Origin of the sequence: Aquella oligotrophica, assembly GCF_002892535.1 — a bacterium.
GTDB classification, from domain to species: Bacteria; Pseudomonadota; Gammaproteobacteria; order Burkholderiales; family UBA11063; genus Aquella; species Aquella oligotrophica.
Map to the genome: position 1 here is coordinate 1,759,536 of NZ_CP024847.1, position 21,925 is coordinate 1,781,460.

Sequence of the window (21,925 nt, forward strand, 5' to 3'; positions counted from 1 at the left end):
AACCCCAATTATTAAAGATTACTAAACCTGAATATAGGTAATTATAAAAAATATCACGGTATAAAAAATCAACACCCGGAACATTATTAGATCATAAACTTTGGATGCATCGTGCCCAAACTCATCATTAAGCTTTATCGTCCTAGTTGTAATCAGGAAACATAATAAAATCATGAAGCCTGCAAACGCAGTCATTATATCGATAAGAGTAATCCCACTTCCCGCACGGATAAGGGTATTTACTTGAAATATATTAGCTGAGAGCGAGAAAACTGAACTACCAATAACTGAAATTCGCCCGCTAATCGCAGTACCCACCTTAGGGTTAATCAGTAAAGCAAATGTCGCAATTAAGATAGATAGAATAATATATTGAATAATTTTCAAATATGAATAAATATTTTTGTGTGAATATTTAAAATATGCAACATTAAACAGATCATAAAATTGTTTAGTTTGCTTGCCAATTTCAACATTATATTGCTGAACCTGATTATGAATACCGCTCTCGATTAAATGATAATTTCTATGCTTAGTTTGATCATAATAATGGAGTTTATTAATTTCCAGATATGCCAAATTAGATCCAGACTCATTAGCTTTCTTCATACTTAGATTTAGATAAACTAACTGATTATCTAATGGGTATAAGATTGAATTATATGATGGATACAACTCTGCTTGATAAATTACTATCTCTTCAACTATTCCATTTACAACATTTCTATATTGTGTATCATGGCTTAAAATATCACCATTACTCAGATCAATTTCTGGTACCTCACTACTAACCCAACTTTCAGGATAAGTCATGGTTAGAGCAAAACTAATTGGCATCACTTCCGCTTTTACATCAATAAGGTGAGTGGTAATAATAAATAGACTCGTATCAATATGATGATCATACTTTTGTTTAAAGCTACTAACATTCTGAAAAGCATCACTCTCGACAAATAGCTGAGAATCAAGCAAGTCCTTTTGAGTACTGATCATTCCATGCACTTTTATGCTAAACACAGAAATGATAGCGATTAAGAGTAAGTTAACCAGCAACAAAGAACGATAAATCTTAAACCGTTGAAGATATGGAAGATCTCTAAGCCTAACCTTGGTGTTAAGAAGATTTTTTAAACGTTTTAGCATATTTTTAACCGTCAGTCTTTGATGGTTTTACTTACTATCATTGTACCGCAAGTATTACCGAATATATTTACCATTGTGCGAATCCTATCAACAACCCGATCAAGTGGCATTAAAATTGCAATTGCGGATAATGGAATATTTGCCATCCCAAAAACTGTAACAAAACTTACCATACTAGTTTCAGGTATTCCACCCACGGCAATACCAGTGAGGATACAAGCTACAGCAAGTAAAACTTGTTGGATAAAATCCGGGTGGATACCCAAAATATGCATAAAAAATAAACAGGCTGCCATTTCATACATCATACCGGAAGCAAAATTCATCGAAGCACAAATAGGCAACATAAAATTAACTACTTTGGGTTTACCACCAAGTTTAACCGCCTTCTCTAACGCAATCGGTAATGTTGCTAATGAACTCGAAGAAACAAATGCAGTAGTAAAGATGGGAACTCCTTCTTCAAGAAGTATTTTTACATTTAAGTTTTTATATAATGTAACTACCAGAATTACTTGCCAAAGAAAATGTAAAAATAAGCCACAGAAAAATAAACCGACAAATTGCAGCAATGCTACCAAATTCGCAGATAATGCCCCACTTAAATAACTATCGGCAACTGAAGTACCAATCATTACAAAAATTGCCAGCGGTGCAATATACATTACCCCATTTAGTAAAGCAAGAAATAATTCGCGGGTGCTTTGCATCACTTCCAAGACGGGTCTAGCTTTTTCCCGATGCAAGGCACAGGTTAAACCAAAAAGTATTGAGAATACAACTATTGGTAATACATCAAAATTTGCTAGCGATTTAAAGATATTTGAAGAAAATAGATAATTAAAAATATGCGTTGGATCGATTGCCGTTGAGGTTGAGTCGGTATATTTAGCACCGCTTAGTAAACCACTAGCACTTACATTGCCACCGATATGAACCAGATTAAATAGGCTCATCCCAATAGTAACGGCGATTATTTCAGTTATCAAAATATATATTACCGAATTACGGGCGACTTGCTTTAGATCGTGTAACTGATCTAGATGCCCGATAGTAACAATCAAGGAAGTTAATACTATCGGTAATGCACATAATTTAAGAAGATTTATGAAGGAATCACTAATAAATTGCAAATGACTAAACATTTTTGGCTCAATGATTCCCAGCACAAAAGCTAAGATAACAGCAACAAGGATTATTTTGCCCTGGTGACTTCGATATAATTTAAGCACAATCAGGCTCCTTTAGTTGCAGATTCCATAAGTTAGCATAATGACCATTTAATCCAATTAACTCTTCATGAGTTCCTGATTCAATTATTCTGCCATGTTCAAGTACATGAATTTTATCTGCATTGACAATTGTTGACAAACGATGAGCAATAACTATTGTTGTTCGGTCTTTGGCAACGTGCTCCATCGCCTTTTGGATAAGATCCTCAGTTTGATTGTCAAGCGCTGAAGTAGCCTCATCAAGAATCAATATTGCCGGGTTCTTGATTATTGCGCGAGCAAGTGCAATCCGCTGGCGCTGTCCACCTGAAAGCTTCTGTCCACGTTCACCAACTAAGGTATTATAGCCTTCTGGCAACTGACTGATAAAACCATCGGCTTCAGCTAATTTGGCAACCCGGATAATTTCCTCATGCTTAGCCTCAAATGTACCGTAGGCGATATTATCAGCAATAGTTCCATCAATCAAAAAGGTATCCTGACTAACTAGACCAATCTGCTGGCGTAATTCGGCTAGCTGTAATGAAGTTATTTCCTGATTATCAATCAAAATCTGACCGGAATTATAGCTATAAAAACGTAGTAGTAGCTTAACTATGGTAGATTTACCTGAGCCAGTACTACCAACAAAAGCAATCGTCTCACCACTTGTAACATTAAACGATAAATCACTAAAAAGCTTGTCCCGCTCATGATAGGCAAAATCAACCTTATTAAATTCAATCTCCCCACGACAGGGCAGCATAAGTTGATTCGGTCCGGAAACAATATGTATCGGTGCATTTAATAAGCCCATTACACGATTAATTGCTGCCATTGAACGCTGATACATATCGGTTACTTGCGCCAAATAGGTAAGTGGCCACAACAACCGTTGCGATAAAAATATCAGAATACTATATGATGCAACTTCTATTTTTCCATCAATCGTCAGTAATCCACCATAAATTAGAGCACCCAGAAAGCCAAGCATAACCGCCATCCGAATTACCGGAGTTACTGCCGCTGACATAATGATAGCTTTTTTATTCGCATCAGCATATTTCTGGCTAAGTTTCGTTATCTGAATTAATTCATGAATTTCGGTAACAAATGCCTTAATTATCGGTAAACCAGATAAATTGGTATTTAATTTACTATTTAACTCACCTGCCGAATTACGCACACTTAAATAGCGTGGAGCAAGTTTTTTGCGGAAATAGAAAACACCGATTACAATTAATGGCATTGGTAAAAAGCTAAGTATAGCAACTTCTGCCGATATCATAAAAAATATGATACTGATGATTATAGTTGAAGATATTATCTGTAGAATCTGATTAATACCATCATTGATAAATCGCTCTAGTTGATTAATATCATCATTAAGAATCGCCATCAAATTACCTGTCGCCTGATTTTCAAAATATTCAAGCTCTAGCTTTTGCACATGTGAATAGGCATCAAGACGCATATCATGTTGTAAATGTTGTGCCAGATAACACCACTTTAATGAATACAAATATTGAAATAATGACTCCAACACCCAAGTAAGACCAGTAAATAAACCAAGTATCACTATCTGCCATTTTACATCGTGAATACCAATTTTAGCTAATAAGGAGTCTTGGCGTTTAACAATCACATCAACCGCAACCCCAATTAAAACCTCAGGAAGAATATCAAAAGATTTATTTAATAGCGAATAGAACGAAGCAATAATAATATCTTTCCGATATTTACCACTATAACGAAAAAGTTTTAATAAAGGGTGCATTCTTAGGTTTATCCCGCAATATTTCTAACATTATTGGCAATATTCATCGAAATATTGTCAAGTGGCAAATCATTATCATCATAAGCAAATGGGTTTTCAAGCTCATCTGCAACTGCTTCAAGCCCCCAAAGTACATAAATCATTACGATAATCATCGGAATAACAAAAAAACCAAATGTACCAGCCCAACCAAATGGGAATATCAACATGTAGAAAAATAATGCCTGCTTGATTAACACATTAAACGGTAGCGGAACTGGCGTATTAAGAATCTTCTCACAAGCTCCCAAAACATCGGTAAAAGCCCCCAAGTTTTCACTTAATACTAAAAACTCTTCAAGCTGAATTTTTCCCTCCTGACGACATTTACTGATAACCCGATTCATTTCCCGCAAAAGAATATTTGGTAAATGATCTTGTTGACTATGTGTTACTCCAAGTTCAGTCATTATTTCCATGCATTTATCGGTTTCACGGCGTAAGTGGCATTTTAATAATTCAGGAAATCTTGCCAGATACTCCTTAAATTCAGGGTAATTATTTAAACCAAAAAAAGCATCAAATCTTAGTGCCAAATTACGTGCATTATTGGTTAATTGCCCCCACAACCCACGCCCTTCCCACCAACGAGCATAAGCAGTATTCACCCGAAAAGCAATCATGATTGAAAGGACAAAATTAAATAGTAAATGAAACTGTCCAAGATAAGCAAAATCATTAATAATGCTATAATAATCATGCAAAAAGTACTCGGCAGCACTAACTAATGAGGCGTAAATAATCATTAGTATTACAATTGGTCTTAGACGTCTAAATACATTTTCCTGATGAAAATTAAATAAAAAATGTACCCATGCTTTTGGATCATAGATTTTAATTGGCATCGTTATTTATTCTCCGTCAATACTTCACTCACATTTTTTCCTTTCAGACTAGCACTAATCGCCTGATTCATTCTTCGACTCGCAAAATCGTTACTCACATCATTTAATTGATTAGTTAAATTTTTAATCTGACTAGTAGCTTCTGTATAATCATCTACTATCCGAGCAATTTTAACTTTTAGTTGCATACTCACATGACTGATTTTATCCATTTCACCATCTAAAAGCAAATCAGAATCTTGAATAATTGCTTTTTCTATAGAATCAATCAATGCTTTAGCATCTACAACAGCTTCCTGATAAAACCGCATTTGCATGTCTTTATCAGCATTATCAATTGATTCTGCTAACATAGATTGAATTTCATCACCAGATAAACCATAACTCGGTTTTACCTCAATCTGACTAATAATCCCAGTACTCATTTCTTTGGCACTTACAGTTAATAGCCCGTCTGCATCAATCTGATAAGTAATCCTGATCCTTGGCTGCCCAGCAACCATTGATGGGATTCCACGCAGCGTAAACCTAGCAAGTGAACGACAATCGGCAACCATTTCACGTTCACCTTGCACAACATGGATAGTCATTGCCGTTTGTCCATCTTTATACGTAGTAAATTCCTGTGCCCTAGCCACTGGAATTGGAGAATTACGCGGAATGATTTTTTCGGTAAGTTCCCCCATAGTTTCAACACCAAGAGATAATGGCGTTACATCCAGAAGAAGCCAGTCATCTTTGGTATTTCCAACTAAAACATTCGCCTGAATACTAGCGCCAATCGCTACAACCTCATCCGGATTAATCGAAGTAAGTGGTTCTTTAACAAAAAACTCTCGAACAGCTTGACGAATTGGTAACAACCTAGTTGAGCCACCTACCATTATGATTTCATTGATATCATCTTTGCTTAATTTTGCATCACGTAATGCCTTTTTTACTGGCAACATGGTTTTTTGCACAAGATTATGCACAATTCCTTCAAACTCTACGCGAGTGATTGAAATATTTACAATTTTCTTACTTGAAAGCACCACATTCAAGGCGACTTTCTCTTTTATTGAAAATTGTTCCTTGACTTCTCTAGATTTTACTAATAATAAGGCGGTATCTTCATCACTTAGCTGTGATAAATTTGATTTTTGTAATATATAGCAAAATAGACGATGATCAAAATCATCTCCACCCAAATGGGTATCACCACTAACGGCAAGTACCTCAAATACTCCTTTATTTAGGCGTAAGATTGAAACATCAAAAGTACCACCGCCCAAATCATAAACCAAGAAGATACCTTCCTGTTTACTATCAAGACCATAAGCTATCGCTGCCGCAGTTGGTTCGTTTAACAACCTTAAAACATTTAATCCAGCTAGTTCAGCTGCATGCTTGGTTGCGCTACGTTGGGCATCATCAAAATAAGCAGGAACGGTAATTACTGCCCCAACTGCCTCCTCACCCAAAGATTCTGTTGCTAGTGCTTTTAGACTTTTTAATATATCAGCAGATACCTGTACCGAATCTTTAATTCCCTGTCGGGTATTAATCTGGATATGACTTGCCTGCTTTACAAATTTATACGGATAGGTAATTTCCGGATCCAGATCAGCAAAGCTTCTACCCATAAATCTTTTTACCGAGACTATCGTATTTGCTGGATCAGTGACTCTTAGCTTCTGTGCCGCACGACCAACCAGAATTGTATCCTCACCGTAATTTACTACCGAGGGGATTAAATTTTTTCCATCCTGATCAGATAACACTACCGCTTCACCACTTTTAACAGTGGCTACTAGCGAATTAGTCGTTCCTAGATCGATTCCAATTGCAATATTTCTCTGATGCGGAACTCCAGACATTTCTGGTTCTGCAATTTGTAACAACGCCATATTTTCCTACTCATTTAGATTTCTGCAATACTACTTGCAACTAATTGCTGCAATTTCACATAAAATGATAATTGTTTAATCGGCTCAATAATTAACTCAAGTTTATCATTAGTAAATAACTCATCTACCTGTTGAACCAATTTTTGTTCTTTAGCTTGCAATTTATTTTCAATTGCCAAGAGCTGATCAAAGTCTTGATTGTCTCTAGCCTCATCAATAGCTTCGCGAACCTCAATCTGCTCTAGCAAAAAAGCATGGCTAAATTTGGTTTCATGTACCAGATCTATTTCCACACCCCGTAATTTTAACAGATATAGCGCTCTCAATAATGGACTAGCGAGAGTTCTATATGCTTCATTTATATAACTAGAAAGTATTAATGACTGATTTGCTACCTCTATAGCTTGATTAGAGTACTTATCCGGATGATATTGCTTTTGCAATTCACGCATATTATTTTGGATTTGTTCCAGATTAATATTAAATATCGGCTCAATACTAAATAATTCAAAAAAATTTAACTTTAACAGTTTATCCATATTCCATTTATTCTTAATTTTTATAATAGACCTCTTTCTTAACCTGCTTCTTTAACTCTTATTCGTTGTCATAAAGTCTTTTGCGATACTCATGTACTTACATGTACATTCCGTTTCTCAAAGCCTTTACTCCTAGTCTAAGAGCAAAATAATTGGTTATGAAAGGGCTCTAATATTATAAGGGATAAATAAAGTAAAAGCCCCATTAAGGGGCTTTTACTTTATTTGGTATTATACCGTGAAGCTCTCTCCACAACCACATTCATCTTTTACATTTGGATTTGTAAACTTAAATCCTTCCTGCAATCCTTCCTTGGTGTAATCAAGGACAGTTCCGTCAAGATACTTGAGACTTTTCTGGTCAACAAATATTTTTATACCATTTGACTCAAACATTTCATCATCTGAATTTGAGCTATCGACAAATTCAAGCTTATAAGCCAGTCCAGAACAACCAGTAGTTTTCACACCAAGACGTAAGCCAATTCCTTTGCCACGCTTAGATAAGAACGCCTGTACCCGACTTGCTGCCGCTTCAGTTGCACTAATCATTATTTATTCACCTATTTACCATGCTTAGCCTGATAGTCTGCAATTGCAGCTTTTATTGCATCTTCCGCCAAAACAGAACAATGTATTTTTACTGGTGGTAATTCTAATTCGTCGGCTATTTGACTATTTTTGATGGTTTTAGCTTCATCTAGAGACTTACCTTTTAACCATTCAGTTACTAAAGATGAAGAAGCAATTGCCGAACCACAACCATAAGTTTTAAATTTAGCATCCTCAATAACACCGTTGTCACCAACTTTAATCTGTAGTTTCATAACGTCACCACAAGAGGGTGCACCAACCATACCAGTACCTACATGTGGATCATTTTTATCAAGTGCTCCAACATTGCGTGGATTTTCATAATGATCAATTACTTTGTTTGAATAAGACATTTTAAATTCCTTTTAATGCAAAATTACGTCGCGTTGGGTATCGTGTGAATCCCATTGGAAATTTTCCACATCAATACCATCTTGAAACATTTCCCATAATGGCGAAAGTTCACGCAGTTTTGCTACTTTTTCCTGCAATAGTTTAATTGTATAATCTATTTCTTCTTCAGTATTAAACCTGCCAATACTGAAACGAATTGAACTGTGTGCCAATTCATCATTCCGTCCAATTGCCCGAAGCACATATGAAGGCTCAAGAGACGCAGAAGTACATGCTGAACCACTCGATACTGCAATATCTTTAATTGCCATCATTAATGACTCACCTTCTACAAAATTGAAGCTAACATTCAAATTCTGTGGCACGCGATGCTCAAGATCACCATTAACATATATTTCTGGGATTGCTTGTAGTCCAGTTAATAATTTATTCTGTAAATACTTTAGTTTTGGTAATTCCACAGCCATTTCAGCTTTAGCAATCGCAAAAGCTTCACCCATACCAACTATCTGATGCGCTGGCAAAGTACCTGATCTAAATCCACGCTCATGTCCGCCACCATGAATAAGAGGTAACAAACGAACTCTTGGTTTACGTCTTACATAAAGTGCACCAACACCTTTTGGCCCATAGACCTTATGTGCCGAAAAACTCATCAGATCAACATTAAGATCAGTAAGACTAAAGTCAACCTTACCCACCGCTTGAGCAGCATCAACATGAAAAATAATACCTTTTTCGCGGCATAATTGACCGATTGCCGAAATATCCTGAATTACACCAATTTCATTATTAACAAACATAACTGAAGCAATTATAGTATCAGGTCTAATTGCGGCAGCAAATTTGGCAATATCAATCAAACCATTTGTTTCAGGAGATAGATAAGTTACTTCAAAACCAACCCGCTCTAATTCACGCATAGTGTCAAGAGTAGCCTTATGTTCAGTCTTAACCGTGATCAGATGCTTACCCTTTTCCTGATAAAATTCAGCTGCACCCTTAAGTGCCAAATTAATTGACTCAGTAGCACCAGATGTCCAGATAATTTCCTTACTATCACAGCCAACGGTATCAGCAACTTGCTGCCGTGCATTTTCAACCGCAGCCTCAGCCGTCCAGCCAAACGAATGCGAACGCGATGCCGGATTCCCGAAATCATCTGTCAAGTATGGCAACATTTTAGCCAGTACCCGAGGATCAATTTTAGTAGTTGCCGAATTATCCAGATAGATTGGCAATTTAATTTTCATTCAACGTAATTCCTTGTTAATTTGGACAAAACATAATTTTTGCAGGCTCATTGGCGTCTGCTTTTTGAATTAGATCTTTTAAGGTAATTTTATCTAAGTAACTATATAATTCAGAGGTTAACCCAGCCCATAAATCATGAGTAAGACATTTGCGGTTATCTTTACAATTTTTATCACCACGACAGGTTCTAGCATCCATATCTTCATCAACCGCTCGAATTATTTGAGATATGTTTATTTCATCCAAATTTCGATTAAGCATATAACCGCCACCTGGACCTTTATAGCTTTTTACTACCTGGTTTTTACGCAGTTTAACAAACAACTGCTCCAAATAAGAAAGAGAAATATTTTGTCTCTCACTAATATTGTATAGCGTAATAGGTCGTGAATTACTTTCACTGTAAATGGCTATATCCAATAACGCAGTAACTGCAAACTTACCTTTTGTAGTCAGCTTCATAACCGTAATAAACCTATAAAAAATTATTGGCACGGATTTTACATTAACCCACTAACTTTGTCAAGTATATAACATTATTTATTTTAGCTATATTTTAAGCTAATCAGCATACCCATTATTATACAATATCCGACAATTTTAGTCAACTTTTCAAAAAGTATAGTTATAACATCGCAAACAGTAGTAAAATAAGTGCTAGTCACATAGATAGGTCAGAAACATGAAACGCATCAGCTTTTTAAACGGAAACTTCATTGATCACTCGGAGGCATATGTCCATATCGAAGATCGTGGGATACAATTTGCCGATGGAGTATATGAAGTAATTCTTTTGTACAAAAATCAACTGATAGATAATGAATGGCATCTTGATCGACTGTTTCGTTCGCTAAATGAAATTAACATTAAACTACCCTATACCCACGAACAGCTTACCAATATAATGATGAATTTATGCCAACAAAATAATCTGGAAAATGCCTCGCTATATATTCAGGTAACCAGAGGTGTTAGTAATAGAAATCAGCTAATTCCTAAAGGGATTAATCCAACATTAATCATGACGGTTTCACCCTTAATCGTAACTACACCGACGAGCTACTAAATGGCTATTCAGCCATGACTCTTGAAGACATCCGTTGGCAGCGCTGTGATATTAAGTCAATTAGTCTGCTCGCCAGTTCTCTAAGCAAACAAAAAGCAGTTGACTTTGGTTATTCGGAAGCAATTTTAGTTCGGAATAACATCGTTACTGAATGCTCTTTTTCAAACTTATTTATAGTCGACAATAATGATAATTTAATCACCAAGAACCTTGATAATCATGTTCTTGCTGGAATAACAAGGAAAAGAGTTATCGAGTTAGCAAAAATAGCAGGAATTACCGTAATTGAACAACCATTCTCACCAGATGAACTAATTGCAGCAAAAGAAGTATTTGCAACAAGCACTACTTTACTAATAAGACCATTAACCAAAATAAATGAAACAATCGTCGGCACAGGTAAATGTGGTTCTATGACGAAAAAGCTTATTGAAAGCTATCAGCAATTTTTAAACGTAACTAATCATGAAACAAACACAGCTAACCGATAAAGATGCTCTAGAACAAATTATTTCTGCCTTGGAAATAATTGCAACCACATCACCACACCAAATGTATGGAGTAAAAAATCACCAGTCAGAAATGATATATTACTCAAAAAGTTATGCCGATTTTCTTGGTATTGAAGCAAGTGCAATTCTGGGAAAAGCTACCTATTCGATATTATATGATGCAGCTGACATTGAATCAATAATTTTAGATGAAGATAATTCTGTCATGGCAGGGCGTAAGCCTGTCAGATTTCTAAAAATAAACCGCATCAATGGGAATCTGAAGCCATACGTATGTATAAAGTCTCCATTAATAAATAAATCAACAGGTAATGTAATTGGAATATTATTGCAAGGACTAGAAATAAGCGCACTAAATCTAAACCACGAAATTATCCGCTCATATTTAAATTTCAACAAAAAACATAATGAAAATAGAGAACTTCTACCATTTTTAACTAGACGTGAACGGCAGGTAGTATTTTTTTTCATGAACCAGCTTACCAGCCAAGAAATTGCTGATATTATTTTTAAAATTGAAGGCAAAAAAATCAGCAAAAGTACGATTGACAGCCTATTTAATGACCAGCTTTATATAAAATTTAATGTAGCTAGTCGGGTAGCTCTTTATCAAAAACTTGAAGAGCTTGGCTACGATAAATTAATACCATCAGATGTCCTTACCAGCACATCAACCCCATTAAAAATCATTCACACCTTTTAAACAATTTTAAGCAAATTATTTTTCAAGTACAAGTTGTTTATCAATTGAGCTAAAAATATTTTCAACTCGGTTACGGTCATAGGGTATAAAACCATTAAATAGACTGATGCCATTCATTTTGTGATTATTCAATAATTCAAAGAACTCAATAACGATTTCTTTAGCTAGACTCTTATGTACTATAATTAATGGTGTAGGCAACCCATCTAACTCATCAATTACCCGAGTATTTTGCGCATTATCTACATTTTTCAACCAAACATCTCTGTAAACCACTGTTGCAGCAACCTCCCCTGCTACAACTGCATCAATTTGTTTTTGCCAAGCACCAACTTCAACAATGTTATTAAAAAAATTATTAATCGAAAATCCATTTCTTTGAAGCAATAAGATTAATCCAAAATAACTAGTAGTACAATAGGGGTGGATATAACCAATATCAAGATTTTGCAAATCTGCCAATTTATTATACGGGCTATCTTTTTTTACAACAAGCACAACATCCATTGCTGCACTTCCGGATTTACCCGTCAAAGCACTAGCAATGGGAACATAACGAGGATCATCCTTCAAATGATAATAATTGGCAACTGGCAGATATGATATTCCAATATCTTTTTCTTTAAGATGGTTGGTTAATAAGCCCATATCATCGTAGTTTTTAATTACTATATTATGCTTACGAAAGAAATTTAGCCAGGTAGGTTCATGTATAGGAAAATCAAGAAATTCGTCAAGAGCAAAAATAATTTGTTCATTCATGATATATAACTCCCTAAAATATTCGCTTTATTTATCAGAGAATCCATTTGTACTTAGGCATTCCAACCTAAATTGGCTTAGGAAAACAAAGCAATGGAATATATCCTAAATTTTACCATTAATACACAACCTATTCCAAAAGCAAAACTCTTTTGTACTGGCCTCAAGTTTAACCCTTGCGTTCTTAGTCATGATACTAGGTTATTTAGGCAATGATTATTGCCCACTACGCACAGGCCAAATTGGATAGTACCCTCCAATATCATCAACTCGTGTAATAAGAGGAAGAAAGAAACTAACTTGCCAAGCATTAGATGTATAGCTAAAAGCATCCACAGATGATGTCCAATAATAATTTTCCTGAGGATTGGTGAATCCTTGAGCAATCAACCAATTTGTTTGACCTTGATCAATAATGCCATAATTGATCAAACTCCTTAACTCATTAACATTTGGCAACCGCCAGTCCGTATGCCCACATAGATTATAATTAGGATCAGATGATGATGCATTAATGTTTGAAATTTCTGTTAATGCTGAATTCCAATCCAAATCGCCAAATAAATTAGCATCTTTTGCCCACATCAGACCAGTTAATTTATCAGTAATACAATTGGCCTCAGTACCGTTACCGACCACAAATCGCGGACTTGGCCAAGTAACGCCAACAGCAGGATTTCCATCACCTCCAGCAGGAACGCTATATCCATTCATGGTTGCTGTTTCCCCGGTCTGTGCAATAAGCGCAGTAGTTTGGGGAGTCGTCGTCGTAGAAGGATTACCTCTAACTGCAAGTGTATAATTTACCCCAGATGTCTTAACTACTGTTCCGATATTACCTTTATTAAATGATACACATAATGCTGTAGTACCATTAGGTTGTGCCGTTGATGAACTCCAATATACTGAGATATTATCTACTAAACCACTAAACCCTTGATTTTCAAGCCAAGTTTTCTGATTTGCCTGTCCATAATTAACCAAACTATTTAGTTCGTTAATATTTGGTAAGCGCCAATCACTATGCCCACATAAACTTAAACCATCCACATAAGTTAATGCGGCTGACCAAGTCCTAGAAGTGTTGTCAGATGATTTTTGCCACATTAAACCAGTTAAATTATCAATAATACAATCGGCTTCTGCGCCACTTCCCTGTACAAATCTAGGGCTACCTGACCAAGCCAAGCCCTCTTGTAAAACACAATCAGATCCAGCAATATTACACCCAGATGGAGTTGTCCCGGTTTCACCTGTTTTAGCCAAAAATACAGCTGGGGCAATAACCGAAAAAGGAATATTGGTTTGGCTTGGAGTGATACTGCCACTATTGGCAATATCTACGCTATAATTATTAGCAGGTGTAATATTCCACCCCATGGTTAAATTAAAAGTACAACTTGTGTTATATGGCTGATTTTGAGTTTGCAGCGTGCATGAGACCGGGGTTTGTGTAATGATAATTCCCAGAGCATTTAATGCAGCGCTATTGGTAATCGTTAGAGTTTGAGTTGCTACCTCATCGCCTTGAAGTGTTGCCAATATATTGAAGCTTCCTCCCTGAATTACTGCGCCACCATTAGTAAAGCCTGGTGTTGTGACTGTTATCGTTGGCTGCGTTACTAGATTAGTATAAACAGTTCCAGCACCCGAAATGGTCTGATTAGTATAGCTACCACTACTATCAGTCCAACTTGCTGTTACATTAGCTAAATCTAAATTATGTGCGCCAGTAGTTGAATCATTTAGAGTATATATATCAGTACAGCTTGCATTCTGTAGCATAGCACCCTGATTACCATCACAACCATGGGTAGTAAGGCTAAAGCCATTAGCAGTTGTAAAGTTAGATGTTGTAAAATTATTTGCAACTACATTAGTCGTATTAGTATAAACCGCATTAATCGTGTAGGCATTACTTGTATAGCCCTGATATGGATTTCCTAAGCCTCCAGTACCTGAAAGGAAATTAACTCCAGTTGACTGTAAATTAAAGCTTGCGGACGGTGCTGCCGTCACCGTTCCGTTCAAACCGACATTAGCTGTAGTTGTTGCTGCAGCTCCGACATATCCTACATAACCTACGTTAAAAGTTCCTGACTTGCTACCCGCGCTACCATTAGGTGCTGGTCCAAACTGAGTATCAATGCTACAACTATTATTACCACTTACACTAGAAAGACTACCGCCAGAATTGCATGTTCCTCCAGATATAACATGAAACAAGTTGCCATCAGTACCCGCAAAATTAAAGACCAAATTAGTTGCTGTTTCATCTCCACTATTAGTAAGGGTATATTGAATTGGTGTGCTTACCGAACTATTATTGCTTATGATTGAACTATAAGTTTGGCTTGTATTTGGCGATAAGCTTAAATTAGCAGTTGCCTGAGTTACTCGATAACTAACTGTTGCTGTTGCAGGTGTTGGTGCTGGTGTACCATTATCATATTTATATTCAACACTAATCGTTCCTGTTTGAGCTGGATTTACAATATCACTATTGGTATAAATAACCGTTACATTACAACTACCACCATTTGCAGCTAAATTGTCACTGATAGTTGCAGGACTAGCCCCTCGAGTAACATTACAAGAGGTACTAGGATTGCTCCCACTAGCTATAGTAAAATCGTCTGGTAATGTAATTACCATATTATTTTCGTCTGTATTCCCAATATTAGTTATAGTCATTTGCTGGCTTGTTGTGCCCACTGCCGTTGTTGTATAAAACGTATTTGGACTAACTACCGCAGTCAACCCTGCCAGCGCTGGACTTGGACTTGGACTTGGACTTGGACTTGGACTTGGACTTGGACTTGGACTTGGACTTGGACTTGGACTTGGACTTGGACTTGGACTTGGACTTGGACTTGGACTTGGACTTGGACTTGGACTTGGACTTGGACTTGGACTTGGTGTAGGCGTTGGACTTGGGTTTATATTTTGCGTGACTACTCCAATTGTACTAGCCTCACTTTGCGCATTATTATATGTCAATTCCATACTTCCAGCACTTATTGACCCTGATGAATCTTTCAATTTTAAAACTGCAGTTGCGGTTGCTCCTGAAGCCAAACTCACCGGGTCAAAAACTACTTCAATATTCGGATTATTTACGGCTAATTTCTGAAGCTGCGCGATTGCATCTCCTGTATTACTAAATGTAATATATTGTTCCGTACCTATTTTCGTCAGATATACTGCCGCTGGTAATATATCAGCTATTCCTATATTACTCGCAGTGGTCAGAGTACCACTACTTTTTGCTGTCGATATTATCGTTATACTACCATCTGATGCAATTTGCCTTGTCTGTACCTTTATTGTCTGACTTAGATTACTTCCCAAAGGGATAGGTAATAGAATACTAAATGTTGATCCTTGGGTATAATTACTTACCTCACTAATTAATTGCTGGTTTGGTATCATATTACCATTTCCATCTACCAGCACAATATCATTGAAATTTCCTGCATTTGCAGATGCAACTAGTCCACTTACCAGTACAAAAGAAGTGCCATTAATTACCGTCTGGTAATAACTCAAGCTTACTCCATCTGCCCCGCTTAGATTATTATAAAATGATTGTTCAATGCCGATTACCTGTGTTACAGAACTACTGGCTTTCGATCCTTTAGTTAATTGGGTGGATAAACTAGTATCATTACTCACATTAAAGCCAAAACTCCCTGCAACAGCACCTGACTCAACAATTAGCTTTATATTACATTGGCTATAGCCAGCTATAATTGCACAGTTAGCTGCGCTATTTTCATCTATAGCAACATTTTTGCCACTACCGACAAAATTAGTCAAATGATAGCTGATATTTTGTACTACTTGTGAACCAGAATTATTAATGACTACATAACCAGAACCAGGAGTACCTGTGTGACTATAGATTATCTTCGGTGAGGTAATCTGTAGCTTACTTATATCACCATTATTCTTGCCACCTCCAGAATCTGTATTACCTCCACTATTGCTGCATCCACTACTTAATATTAAGCCACTAGTCAATAATGTTATAGAAATAACGGTTATTCTATTGATTTTCATTAGCGATTATTTCTACTTTCTATAATTTAATAGCCAACTTTTGTTTCTATAGTCAGACTGGCAGTTTTCTCAAATAAAAATAATTTCCCTAGCTGTGCATAAAGATTGCATAAATTCAAGCAGAAAAATATTTGGAATTCTAATAAACTAAATTAAAAAAGTAAAGCATAATAATTATGTCTTACTCTTCAGTAAACTCCAATAAATGAATGCCATTTTCTATGAATAGCAATGAAGGAGGAATTGTTGTAAGTATTCTGGATTGGCTAACTTTGGCTAACATGTTTCGAACAGAATGTGCAGAAAATTTTGGCAGCAGCTGACGCATTGTAATAGAGCTAACAGTTGAAGCAGAATATGGTTTTTTGTGTACTTTCATTAAAATTGAGGCTATCTCTTTATAGGACTTTCCAAGAAGCAGAAGAAATAAAATTTCCTGCTCTCGAGAGCTTAGTTCCACTGAGTTTAATTCATTACTTAGATCGCTCAAATTAAGATTTGACACAAGATTTGTTACGTTGAACAATTGATTAACCGCTTCCAGATTTAACTCATAGATTTCACCAACTCGACAAATTGGCTCACCATTATAAGGATTGTAAACCCTATAAGTTTCAAACCTGAAGCATTTTTTTATTTGATCAATTGGTGATGGATAGACCAAAATAAATTTGGCTTTTTTACCAGTTTCATTAACTATTTGGGATATTTGATACAGCTCACCAGCCAACTCAACCCCAGGAGCACTTGAATCCTGAAACCTTTTGCCAATTATTTCAGTAGTCGCACCGCTTAACCTTAAATATAGCTCGCTCGCATACAAGAATTTAAAGTCAAAACTATATACAGCAACAGCTTTGTCAGCACTCACCACTTGCAAACATTGTATATAGTATTCTAACCACTTTTTATTATTCATTAATAAGCATACTCAAATGAACAGTAACAAATGTGCTATTCGTCACTGTTCATTTATGAGAGTGTATAATCTAATATACTTAACATCATTACTTAAAACTAGCTATTACTCGAAGCTGAAGCAGCTGGTTTAGTAACTTTAGCCTTACATTTAAATAAAGCACCGTTTTTATAAAAACACTTCATATAAGTGCCATCATCGGCATAGAATTTTACCCGTTCCATATTAGCGTCATCACCATCCTCGTCATCTTCACCCTGACTTGGCAAAGCAACTGCATTACCACCGCCACCAGCATTTTTCTGTGGTGGAGCACCCACAACCACTGAAGCATTCCGAACTTTTGCACCCTTACAGTTCGCAAGAAGAGTAGATTCGCTTGTAGTTTTAGTTATTTTTTTGCCATTACAGGTATAAGATTGCGTCTGAAAATTCACAGTCTGCATTGCATAACATAGACTAGAACTTGATAAAAGTAAAGTTATCAACATTTTTTTCATTGTATGTCCTTTTCAATAATTTCAACTAGTAATTATAACTCACAAAGAACTGGGTTCCCCAATTATCACCGATAGTATTTTGCACTGGTACCCACTGATAAGCATAGTATGCCCAGAGGGTCAACCCACGCACTTGCGGTAAAGAATAGCTAACTGTTGCAAATGCTTCATTAGTTCCTGTCCACTGGTAATTACCTGTAACTAATGTTGTAAACGCAGGAGAAATTGTTAAGTTATTATCCAGAAAGCTAAACGATGGATTAATTTTATAAATTGTCCCCGAGATCCCCATATTTACCATATTGGTAATCCAACCCTCGGCGTATAAAGGATCCAAACCATCCGCATAAGTATATGGTGACACAATTCCACCACCTCCATAGGATGATTGTGGACCCCAAATAGTATCAAATGAAACATTTAAGCTAGCCCAATCCAATGTAGCACCAACCTGAGCTCCGACAAAATTACTTGAAATTTGCCCTAACCCATTATTCACTAAAGCATTGGTATTACCACCAACCTGATTATCAGTACCACCCTGTGCAGCAAAGTTAAACGATAAATTTTTATTTGCTGCCAGCTTCAAACTATTATCAGCATAAAGTAACGTTCCATAGTTTTCAAACTGATAACCCCACAAACGCAGGTTATAGTTATTATTCCAGCCCATATAATTAGCACCTAAGGCTACCGTACCAGCCGAGCTACCATCATGCACATTAGCATTTGAAATAAGACCGCTATAACCATCATAAACACCTTTATTATATAAGGTCTGACTATTAAAGCCCAGATTACCCGAAAATTGCGCAGCATTAAACGCAATCGCAGTTAACAACCACCCAGCACCAGGATAAACATTGACCATTGCACCTTGATAAGTTGCAAATGGCGTAATCTGGTTATTATAGTACGTACCACCAAGCCATGGGCTGTTGGTTATCCCAATGTAACCAACATCAACCTGTACAATATTGCCATACATATATTCAACAAAAGCCTCTGGAATTGAAGCAATTGCATTGGCCGGAACAAATGGGTTTCCATTTTCATGATAACCATTCATATTCCCTGCACCAATGGGATTGGCCACCGAAACCATACCACCAAATGAAAAACCTGCTACATAACCAGTTTGCCCAAAAAGATTAGTACCATAGGCATAGATGGGATAACCATTACCATTGGGGAATCCCTGAGCTGAATCAAAACCACTGTAGGATGCAGTAGCAGCAGAATAGACATTCCAAGTACCATCAGCAAACCATCGCTCCGCAATATTTTGATTTGCCATCTGACTTTCACTCACGATCTGTTTACCAACCAGACTAGGAAGTCCGATGTAAGGGTCTTGTGAATATGCCCAACGATCAATATACTGGGAATTAATATTTACAACTGGTGGGGCTGATTCGCTATCATCAGCATAGGCAAGAATACTGGAGCAAGAAGCCAGAATCAAACAGGTTAATTTCTTCATAACATTTATCCACTTAAAGGTCTGCCAAAATTTTATTGTACAAGGTTTATTGTATTTATTATTTTTATTTATTAATTAGCCGCAATTACAAGCACGTAGAGCGATGATTTACTGTAAAAATTTATCTAGTTAAAAATAAAACCTCAAACCAGATAAAATATAAACTACACCGTGATAAGCACTTGAATCAGATTTGATTATATTCCATTACTTCAGATAAAAACAATCAAACCTTCAATCAAAAATAAGCTTTTTTGAAAGATCCACAAAATATCATTTAATAACAATGTATTAATCAAACACAATTTAGTTGTAAAAAGGCACACCTTAAATCCAGCACAAAAGTTCGGTTGTTATTTATCTAAGAAACCAATAAAATAGTTGATGCATATCAATTAACTGCTAAAAGGCATTAATATGAAAGAAAAAAATATAAACTGGAATTCTAAATTTTACGATACAAATCATAACTTTGTAAGCAAGCATGGCGAATCTCTAATTCCACTACTAGCACCACAAGCAGGTGAGAACATCCTTGATCTGGGCTGTGGTACAGGTGATTTAACCCATCAAATTGCAAGCCAATGTAAAAGCATTACTGGAATTGATTATTCAGAAAACATGATAAATGAGGCTCAAAAAAAATATCCAGAGCTACGTTTTCAGGTAGAAGATGGTCATAATTTTTCAGTTGGCACTGATTATGATGCAGTATTTTCCAATGCAGCACTCCATTGGATGTTAGAGCCGGAAAAACCAATCCAGTGCGTATATAATGCATTAAAGCCTGATGGACGCTTTGTTTTTGAGATGGGTGGACATGGAAATATCCAAACTATTATTGATGCTATTAATGCTGCTGCAAGTAAACTTGAGCTTAAAGACAGGGCTCGGGTAAATTACTTTCCAACGATCGCCGAATATGCATCACTACTTGAAAAAAATGGCTTTAGCGTTACTTTTGCAGAGCTTTACCAAAGACCAACCCCGTTATCAGGAGAAAATGGACTTAGAAATTGGATAAAAATGTTTCGTGGCGGAATTTTAGAAAGCTTATCCGAAACACAAATCGAAGAATTTTTTAGCCATGTTGAAAATTATGCACGAGCAAAATTATTCAATGGCAATGCCTGGGTTGCTGATTATGTCAGACTCAGAATGATTGTACGCAAAAGAAATATCTAGTAACAATTAGAATAACTTTATATGCTATTGAAATACAACATTCATGCCTTGACTGAATACCATCAAAACTGTTAAAATTAAGGTTTTACCAAAACCAATTGCGGCAGCGCAGCAATAAAAGCTAATTTGTATAGACGTAGCAACGACTTAACCCAATTTTATATATTCAGGAATTTGAAATGGCAAACTTAATTTGGCAAAATGGAGCCCTAAAACCGTTTGAACAAGCAACAACTCACGTTATGTCACACGCCTTACACTATGGCACAGGAGTTTTTGAGGGGATTCGTGCTTACGAACAGGCAGATGGAACAATTGCAGTATTGGCACTTAAAGAGCACATTGAAAGAATGTTTGTCTCAGCAGACCCAATCGCGATGAAAATCCCATACACTCGTGAAGAAGTTTGCGCAGCAGTAGTTGCAACTGTAAAAGCCAATGAATTGAAATCTTGCTATATCCGTCCACTTGCATATTATGGTTTACCACCAACTAAAGTGCGCGTACGCCCTGATCCTAAAACACCGATTGAGGTAATTGTATATTCTTACGACATGGGTGATTATTTGCCAGATGTTGCTTTGGATGTTAAGATCAGTGATTTCATCCGTTTACATCCACAATCAACTGCGGTTGGTGCCAAAATCTGTGGACACTATGTTAATAGCCTACAGGCGTTATTACAAATCAGTGGTACTAAATATAACGAATTAATCATGCTTGATTATGAAGGTTATGTAGCTGAAGGTAGTTCAGATAATCTATTCATGGTAAAAGACAAAGTTGTTTACACGCCTGAATTGGGTACTATTTTGACCGGGATTACCCGTCAAATCGTAATTGGTCTAGCACAAGATCTTGGTTATAAAGTAGTTGAAACCAAAATCAAACCAGAAGAATTATATACTGCTGATGAAGTATTCTTTACCGGAACCGCAGTAGAAGTTCGTGCCGCAGGTACTATCAATGATAAAACCATTGGTAACGGCGAAGAAGGTCCGATTACGAAACACTTGAAAACAGAATATCTAAAAATCTGTCGTGGGCAAAACCCTAAATATAATCATTATTTAACTCCGGTAAAATAA

The 21,925-nt window shown here is 36.4% G+C and carries 20 protein-coding genes; 5 read left to right on the forward strand and 15 right to left on the reverse strand.

Annotated features, from left to right (window positions below; all coding sequences use genetic code 11):
• Positions 1 to 21: 21 nt before the first annotated feature.
• The 10 genes from CUN60_RS08110 to CUN60_RS08155 all read right to left on the reverse strand — a co-directional run bounded on the left by CUN60_RS08110 (position 22) and on the right by CUN60_RS08155 (position 10,107).
• Positions 22 to 993 (reverse strand): hypothetical protein, encoded by a 972-nt coding sequence (locus tag CUN60_RS08110; RefSeq protein ID WP_158649355.1) that lies wholly within the window; start codon positions 991 to 993, stop codon positions 22 to 24.
• 161 nt (positions 994 to 1,154) lie between these two features.
• Positions 1,155 to 2,375: a dicarboxylate/amino acid:cation symporter gene (locus CUN60_RS08115; RefSeq protein WP_158649356.1), complete on the reverse strand. Its 1,221-nt coding sequence runs from the start codon at positions 2,373 to 2,375 to the stop codon at positions 1,155 to 1,157.
• Positions 2,368 to 4,131, reverse strand: a complete 1,764-nt coding sequence (locus CUN60_RS08120) for an ABC transporter ATP-binding protein (RefSeq protein WP_102951556.1) — start codon at positions 4,129 to 4,131, stop codon at positions 2,368 to 2,370. Before CUN60_RS08120 ends, CUN60_RS08115 begins: the two co-directional genes overlap by 8 nt.
• 8 nt (positions 4,132 to 4,139) lie before the next feature.
• The gene (locus CUN60_RS08125; protein ID WP_102951557.1) at positions 4,140 to 5,015 is read right to left on the reverse strand and encodes a bestrophin family protein; all 876 of its coding nucleotides are present in this window, start codon (positions 5,013 to 5,015) and stop codon (positions 4,140 to 4,142) included.
• A 2-nt stretch (positions 5,016 to 5,017) separates the two neighbouring features.
• Positions 5,018 to 6,904 (reverse strand): Fe-S protein assembly chaperone HscA, encoded by a 1,887-nt coding sequence (hscA, locus tag CUN60_RS08130; RefSeq protein ID WP_102951558.1) that lies wholly within the window; start codon positions 6,902 to 6,904, stop codon positions 5,018 to 5,020.
• A 14-nt stretch (positions 6,905 to 6,918) separates the two neighbouring features.
• Complete coding sequence (gene hscB, locus CUN60_RS08135) at positions 6,919 to 7,443, reverse strand: Fe-S protein assembly co-chaperone HscB (RefSeq protein WP_102951559.1); 525 nt, start codon at positions 7,441 to 7,443, stop codon at positions 6,919 to 6,921.
• 231 nt (positions 7,444 to 7,674) lie between these two features.
• On the reverse strand, positions 7,675 to 7,995 hold the full coding sequence (gene iscA, locus CUN60_RS08140) for an iron-sulfur cluster assembly protein IscA (protein WP_222593243.1): 321 nt from the start codon (positions 7,993 to 7,995) through the stop codon (positions 7,675 to 7,677).
• Between the two features lie 11 nt (positions 7,996 to 8,006).
• Positions 8,007 to 8,390: a Fe-S cluster assembly scaffold IscU gene (gene iscU, locus CUN60_RS08145; RefSeq protein ID WP_102951561.1), complete on the reverse strand. Its 384-nt coding sequence runs from the start codon at positions 8,388 to 8,390 to the stop codon at positions 8,007 to 8,009.
• A gap of 12 nt (positions 8,391 to 8,402) precedes the next feature.
• Positions 8,403 to 9,644: an IscS subfamily cysteine desulfurase gene (locus CUN60_RS08150; protein ID WP_102951562.1), complete on the reverse strand. Its 1,242-nt coding sequence runs from the start codon at positions 9,642 to 9,644 to the stop codon at positions 8,403 to 8,405.
• A gap of 16 nt (positions 9,645 to 9,660) precedes the next feature.
• A complete protein-coding gene (locus CUN60_RS08155) occupies positions 9,661 to 10,107 on the reverse strand; it encodes an Rrf2 family transcriptional regulator (protein WP_102951563.1) in 447 nt (148 codons plus the stop codon).
• Between the two features lie 220 nt (positions 10,108 to 10,327).
• On the opposite strand from CUN60_RS08155, the gene CUN60_RS13330 reads away from it, so the two are divergent.
• The 3 genes from CUN60_RS13330 to CUN60_RS08170 are packed head-to-tail and all read left to right on the forward strand — an operon-like array spanning position 10,328 to position 11,926.
• Positions 10,328 to 10,711: an aminotransferase class IV gene (locus CUN60_RS13330; protein ID WP_102951564.1), complete on the forward strand. Its 384-nt coding sequence runs from the start codon at positions 10,328 to 10,330 to the stop codon at positions 10,709 to 10,711.
• Between the two features lie 14 nt (positions 10,712 to 10,725).
• Complete coding sequence (locus CUN60_RS13335; RefSeq protein WP_102951565.1) at positions 10,726 to 11,202, forward strand: aminotransferase class IV; 477 nt, start codon at positions 10,726 to 10,728, stop codon at positions 11,200 to 11,202.
• The gene (locus CUN60_RS08170) at positions 11,177 to 11,926 is read left to right on the forward strand and encodes a PAS domain-containing protein (RefSeq protein ID WP_102951566.1); all 750 of its coding nucleotides are present in this window, start codon (positions 11,177 to 11,179) and stop codon (positions 11,924 to 11,926) included. Before CUN60_RS13335 ends, CUN60_RS08170 begins: the two co-directional genes overlap by 26 nt.
• A 15-nt stretch (positions 11,927 to 11,941) precedes the next feature.
• On the opposite strand, the gene CUN60_RS08175 is transcribed toward CUN60_RS08170, so the two are convergent.
• From CUN60_RS08175 to CUN60_RS08195, 5 genes are all read right to left on the reverse strand, one after another.
• The gene (locus CUN60_RS08175) at positions 11,942 to 12,688 is read right to left on the reverse strand and encodes a phosphate/phosphite/phosphonate ABC transporter substrate-binding protein (protein ID WP_102951567.1); all 747 of its coding nucleotides are present in this window, start codon (positions 12,686 to 12,688) and stop codon (positions 11,942 to 11,944) included.
• Positions 12,689 to 12,904: 216 nt separating this feature from the next.
• Complete coding sequence (locus tag CUN60_RS08180; RefSeq protein ID WP_102951568.1) at positions 12,905 to 16,750, reverse strand: Lcl C-terminal domain-containing protein; 3,846 nt, start codon at positions 16,748 to 16,750, stop codon at positions 12,905 to 12,907.
• Positions 16,751 to 16,931: 181 nt separating this feature from the next.
• A complete protein-coding gene (locus CUN60_RS08185) occupies positions 16,932 to 17,669 on the reverse strand; it encodes a helix-turn-helix transcriptional regulator (RefSeq protein WP_102951569.1) in 738 nt (245 codons plus the stop codon).
• 98 nt (positions 17,670 to 17,767) lie between these two features.
• Positions 17,768 to 18,169: a hypothetical protein gene (locus CUN60_RS08190; RefSeq protein ID WP_102951570.1), complete on the reverse strand. Its 402-nt coding sequence runs from the start codon at positions 18,167 to 18,169 to the stop codon at positions 17,768 to 17,770.
• Between the two features lie 25 nt (positions 18,170 to 18,194).
• A complete protein-coding gene (locus tag CUN60_RS08195; RefSeq protein WP_102951571.1) occupies positions 18,195 to 19,652 on the reverse strand; it encodes a hypothetical protein in 1,458 nt (485 codons plus the stop codon).
• A gap of 417 nt (positions 19,653 to 20,069) precedes the next feature.
• Between CUN60_RS08195 and CUN60_RS08200 the strand changes: the two genes are divergently transcribed.
• Both CUN60_RS08200 and CUN60_RS08205 read left to right on the forward strand, forming a co-directional pair.
• Positions 20,070 to 20,837 carry a class I SAM-dependent methyltransferase gene (locus CUN60_RS08200; RefSeq protein ID WP_102951572.1) on the forward strand — a complete coding sequence of 256 codons (768 nt, stop codon included), beginning with the start codon at positions 20,070 to 20,072 and terminating at the stop codon, positions 20,835 to 20,837.
• Positions 20,838 to 21,016: 179 nt separating this feature from the next.
• Positions 21,017 to 21,925 carry a branched-chain amino acid transaminase gene (locus tag CUN60_RS08205; protein WP_102951573.1) on the forward strand — a complete coding sequence of 303 codons (909 nt, stop codon included), beginning with the start codon at positions 21,017 to 21,019 and terminating at the stop codon, positions 21,923 to 21,925.

Excerpts from the sequence above, each read along its gene's own strand:
- CUN60_RS08155 (WP_102951563.1), bottom strand. The coding sequence starts at position 10,107 with ATGAAGCTGACTACAAAAGGTAAGTTTGCAGTTACTGCGTTATTGGAT.
- CUN60_RS08150 (WP_102951562.1), bottom strand. The coding sequence starts at position 9,644 with ATGAAAATTAAATTGCCAATCTATCTGGATAATTCGGCAACTACTAAA.
- CUN60_RS13335 (WP_102951565.1), top strand. The coding sequence starts at position 10,726 with ATGACTCTTGAAGACATCCGTTGGCAGCGCTGTGATATTAAGTCAATT.
- CUN60_RS08185 (WP_102951569.1), bottom strand. The coding sequence starts at position 17,669 with ATGAATAATAAAAAGTGGTTAGAATACTATATACAATGTTTGCAAGTG.
- iscU (WP_102951561.1), bottom strand. The coding sequence starts at position 8,390 with ATGTCTTATTCAAACAAAGTAATTGATCATTATGAAAATCCACGCAAT.
- CUN60_RS08205 (WP_102951573.1), top strand. The coding sequence starts at position 21,017 with ATGGCAAACTTAATTTGGCAAAATGGAGCCCTAAAACCGTTTGAACAA.
- CUN60_RS13330 (WP_102951564.1), top strand. The coding sequence starts at position 10,328 with ATGAAACGCATCAGCTTTTTAAACGGAAACTTCATTGATCACTCGGAG.
- CUN60_RS08120 (WP_102951556.1), bottom strand. The coding sequence starts at position 4,131 with ATGCACCCTTTATTAAAACTTTTTCGTTATAGTGGTAAATATCGGAAA.
- CUN60_RS08200 (WP_102951572.1), top strand. The coding sequence starts at position 20,070 with ATGAAAGAAAAAAATATAAACTGGAATTCTAAATTTTACGATACAAAT.
- CUN60_RS08190 (WP_102951570.1), bottom strand. The coding sequence starts at position 18,169 with ATGAAAAAAATGTTGATAACTTTACTTTTATCAAGTTCTAGTCTATGT.
- CUN60_RS08175 (WP_102951567.1), bottom strand. The coding sequence starts at position 12,688 with ATGAATGAACAAATTATTTTTGCTCTTGACGAATTTCTTGATTTTCCT.
- CUN60_RS08125 (WP_102951557.1), bottom strand. The coding sequence starts at position 5,015 with ATGCCAATTAAAATCTATGATCCAAAAGCATGGGTACATTTTTTATTT.
- hscB (WP_102951559.1), bottom strand. The coding sequence starts at position 7,443 with ATGGATAAACTGTTAAAGTTAAATTTTTTTGAATTATTTAGTATTGAG.
- iscA (WP_222593243.1), bottom strand. The coding sequence starts at position 7,995 with ATGATTAGTGCAACTGAAGCGGCAGCAAGTCGGGTACAGGCGTTCTTA.
- CUN60_RS08180 (WP_102951568.1), bottom strand. The coding sequence starts at position 16,750 with ATGAAAATCAATAGAATAACCGTTATTTCTATAACATTATTGACTAGT.
- CUN60_RS08110 (WP_158649355.1), bottom strand. The coding sequence starts at position 993 with ATGATCAGTACTCAAAAGGACTTGCTTGATTCTCAGCTATTTGTCGAG.
- CUN60_RS08170 (WP_102951566.1), top strand. The coding sequence starts at position 11,177 with ATGAAACAAACACAGCTAACCGATAAAGATGCTCTAGAACAAATTATT.
- hscA (WP_102951558.1), bottom strand. The coding sequence starts at position 6,904 with ATGGCGTTGTTACAAATTGCAGAACCAGAAATGTCTGGAGTTCCGCAT.
- CUN60_RS08195 (WP_102951571.1), bottom strand. The coding sequence starts at position 19,652 with ATGAAGAAATTAACCTGTTTGATTCTGGCTTCTTGCTCCAGTATTCTT.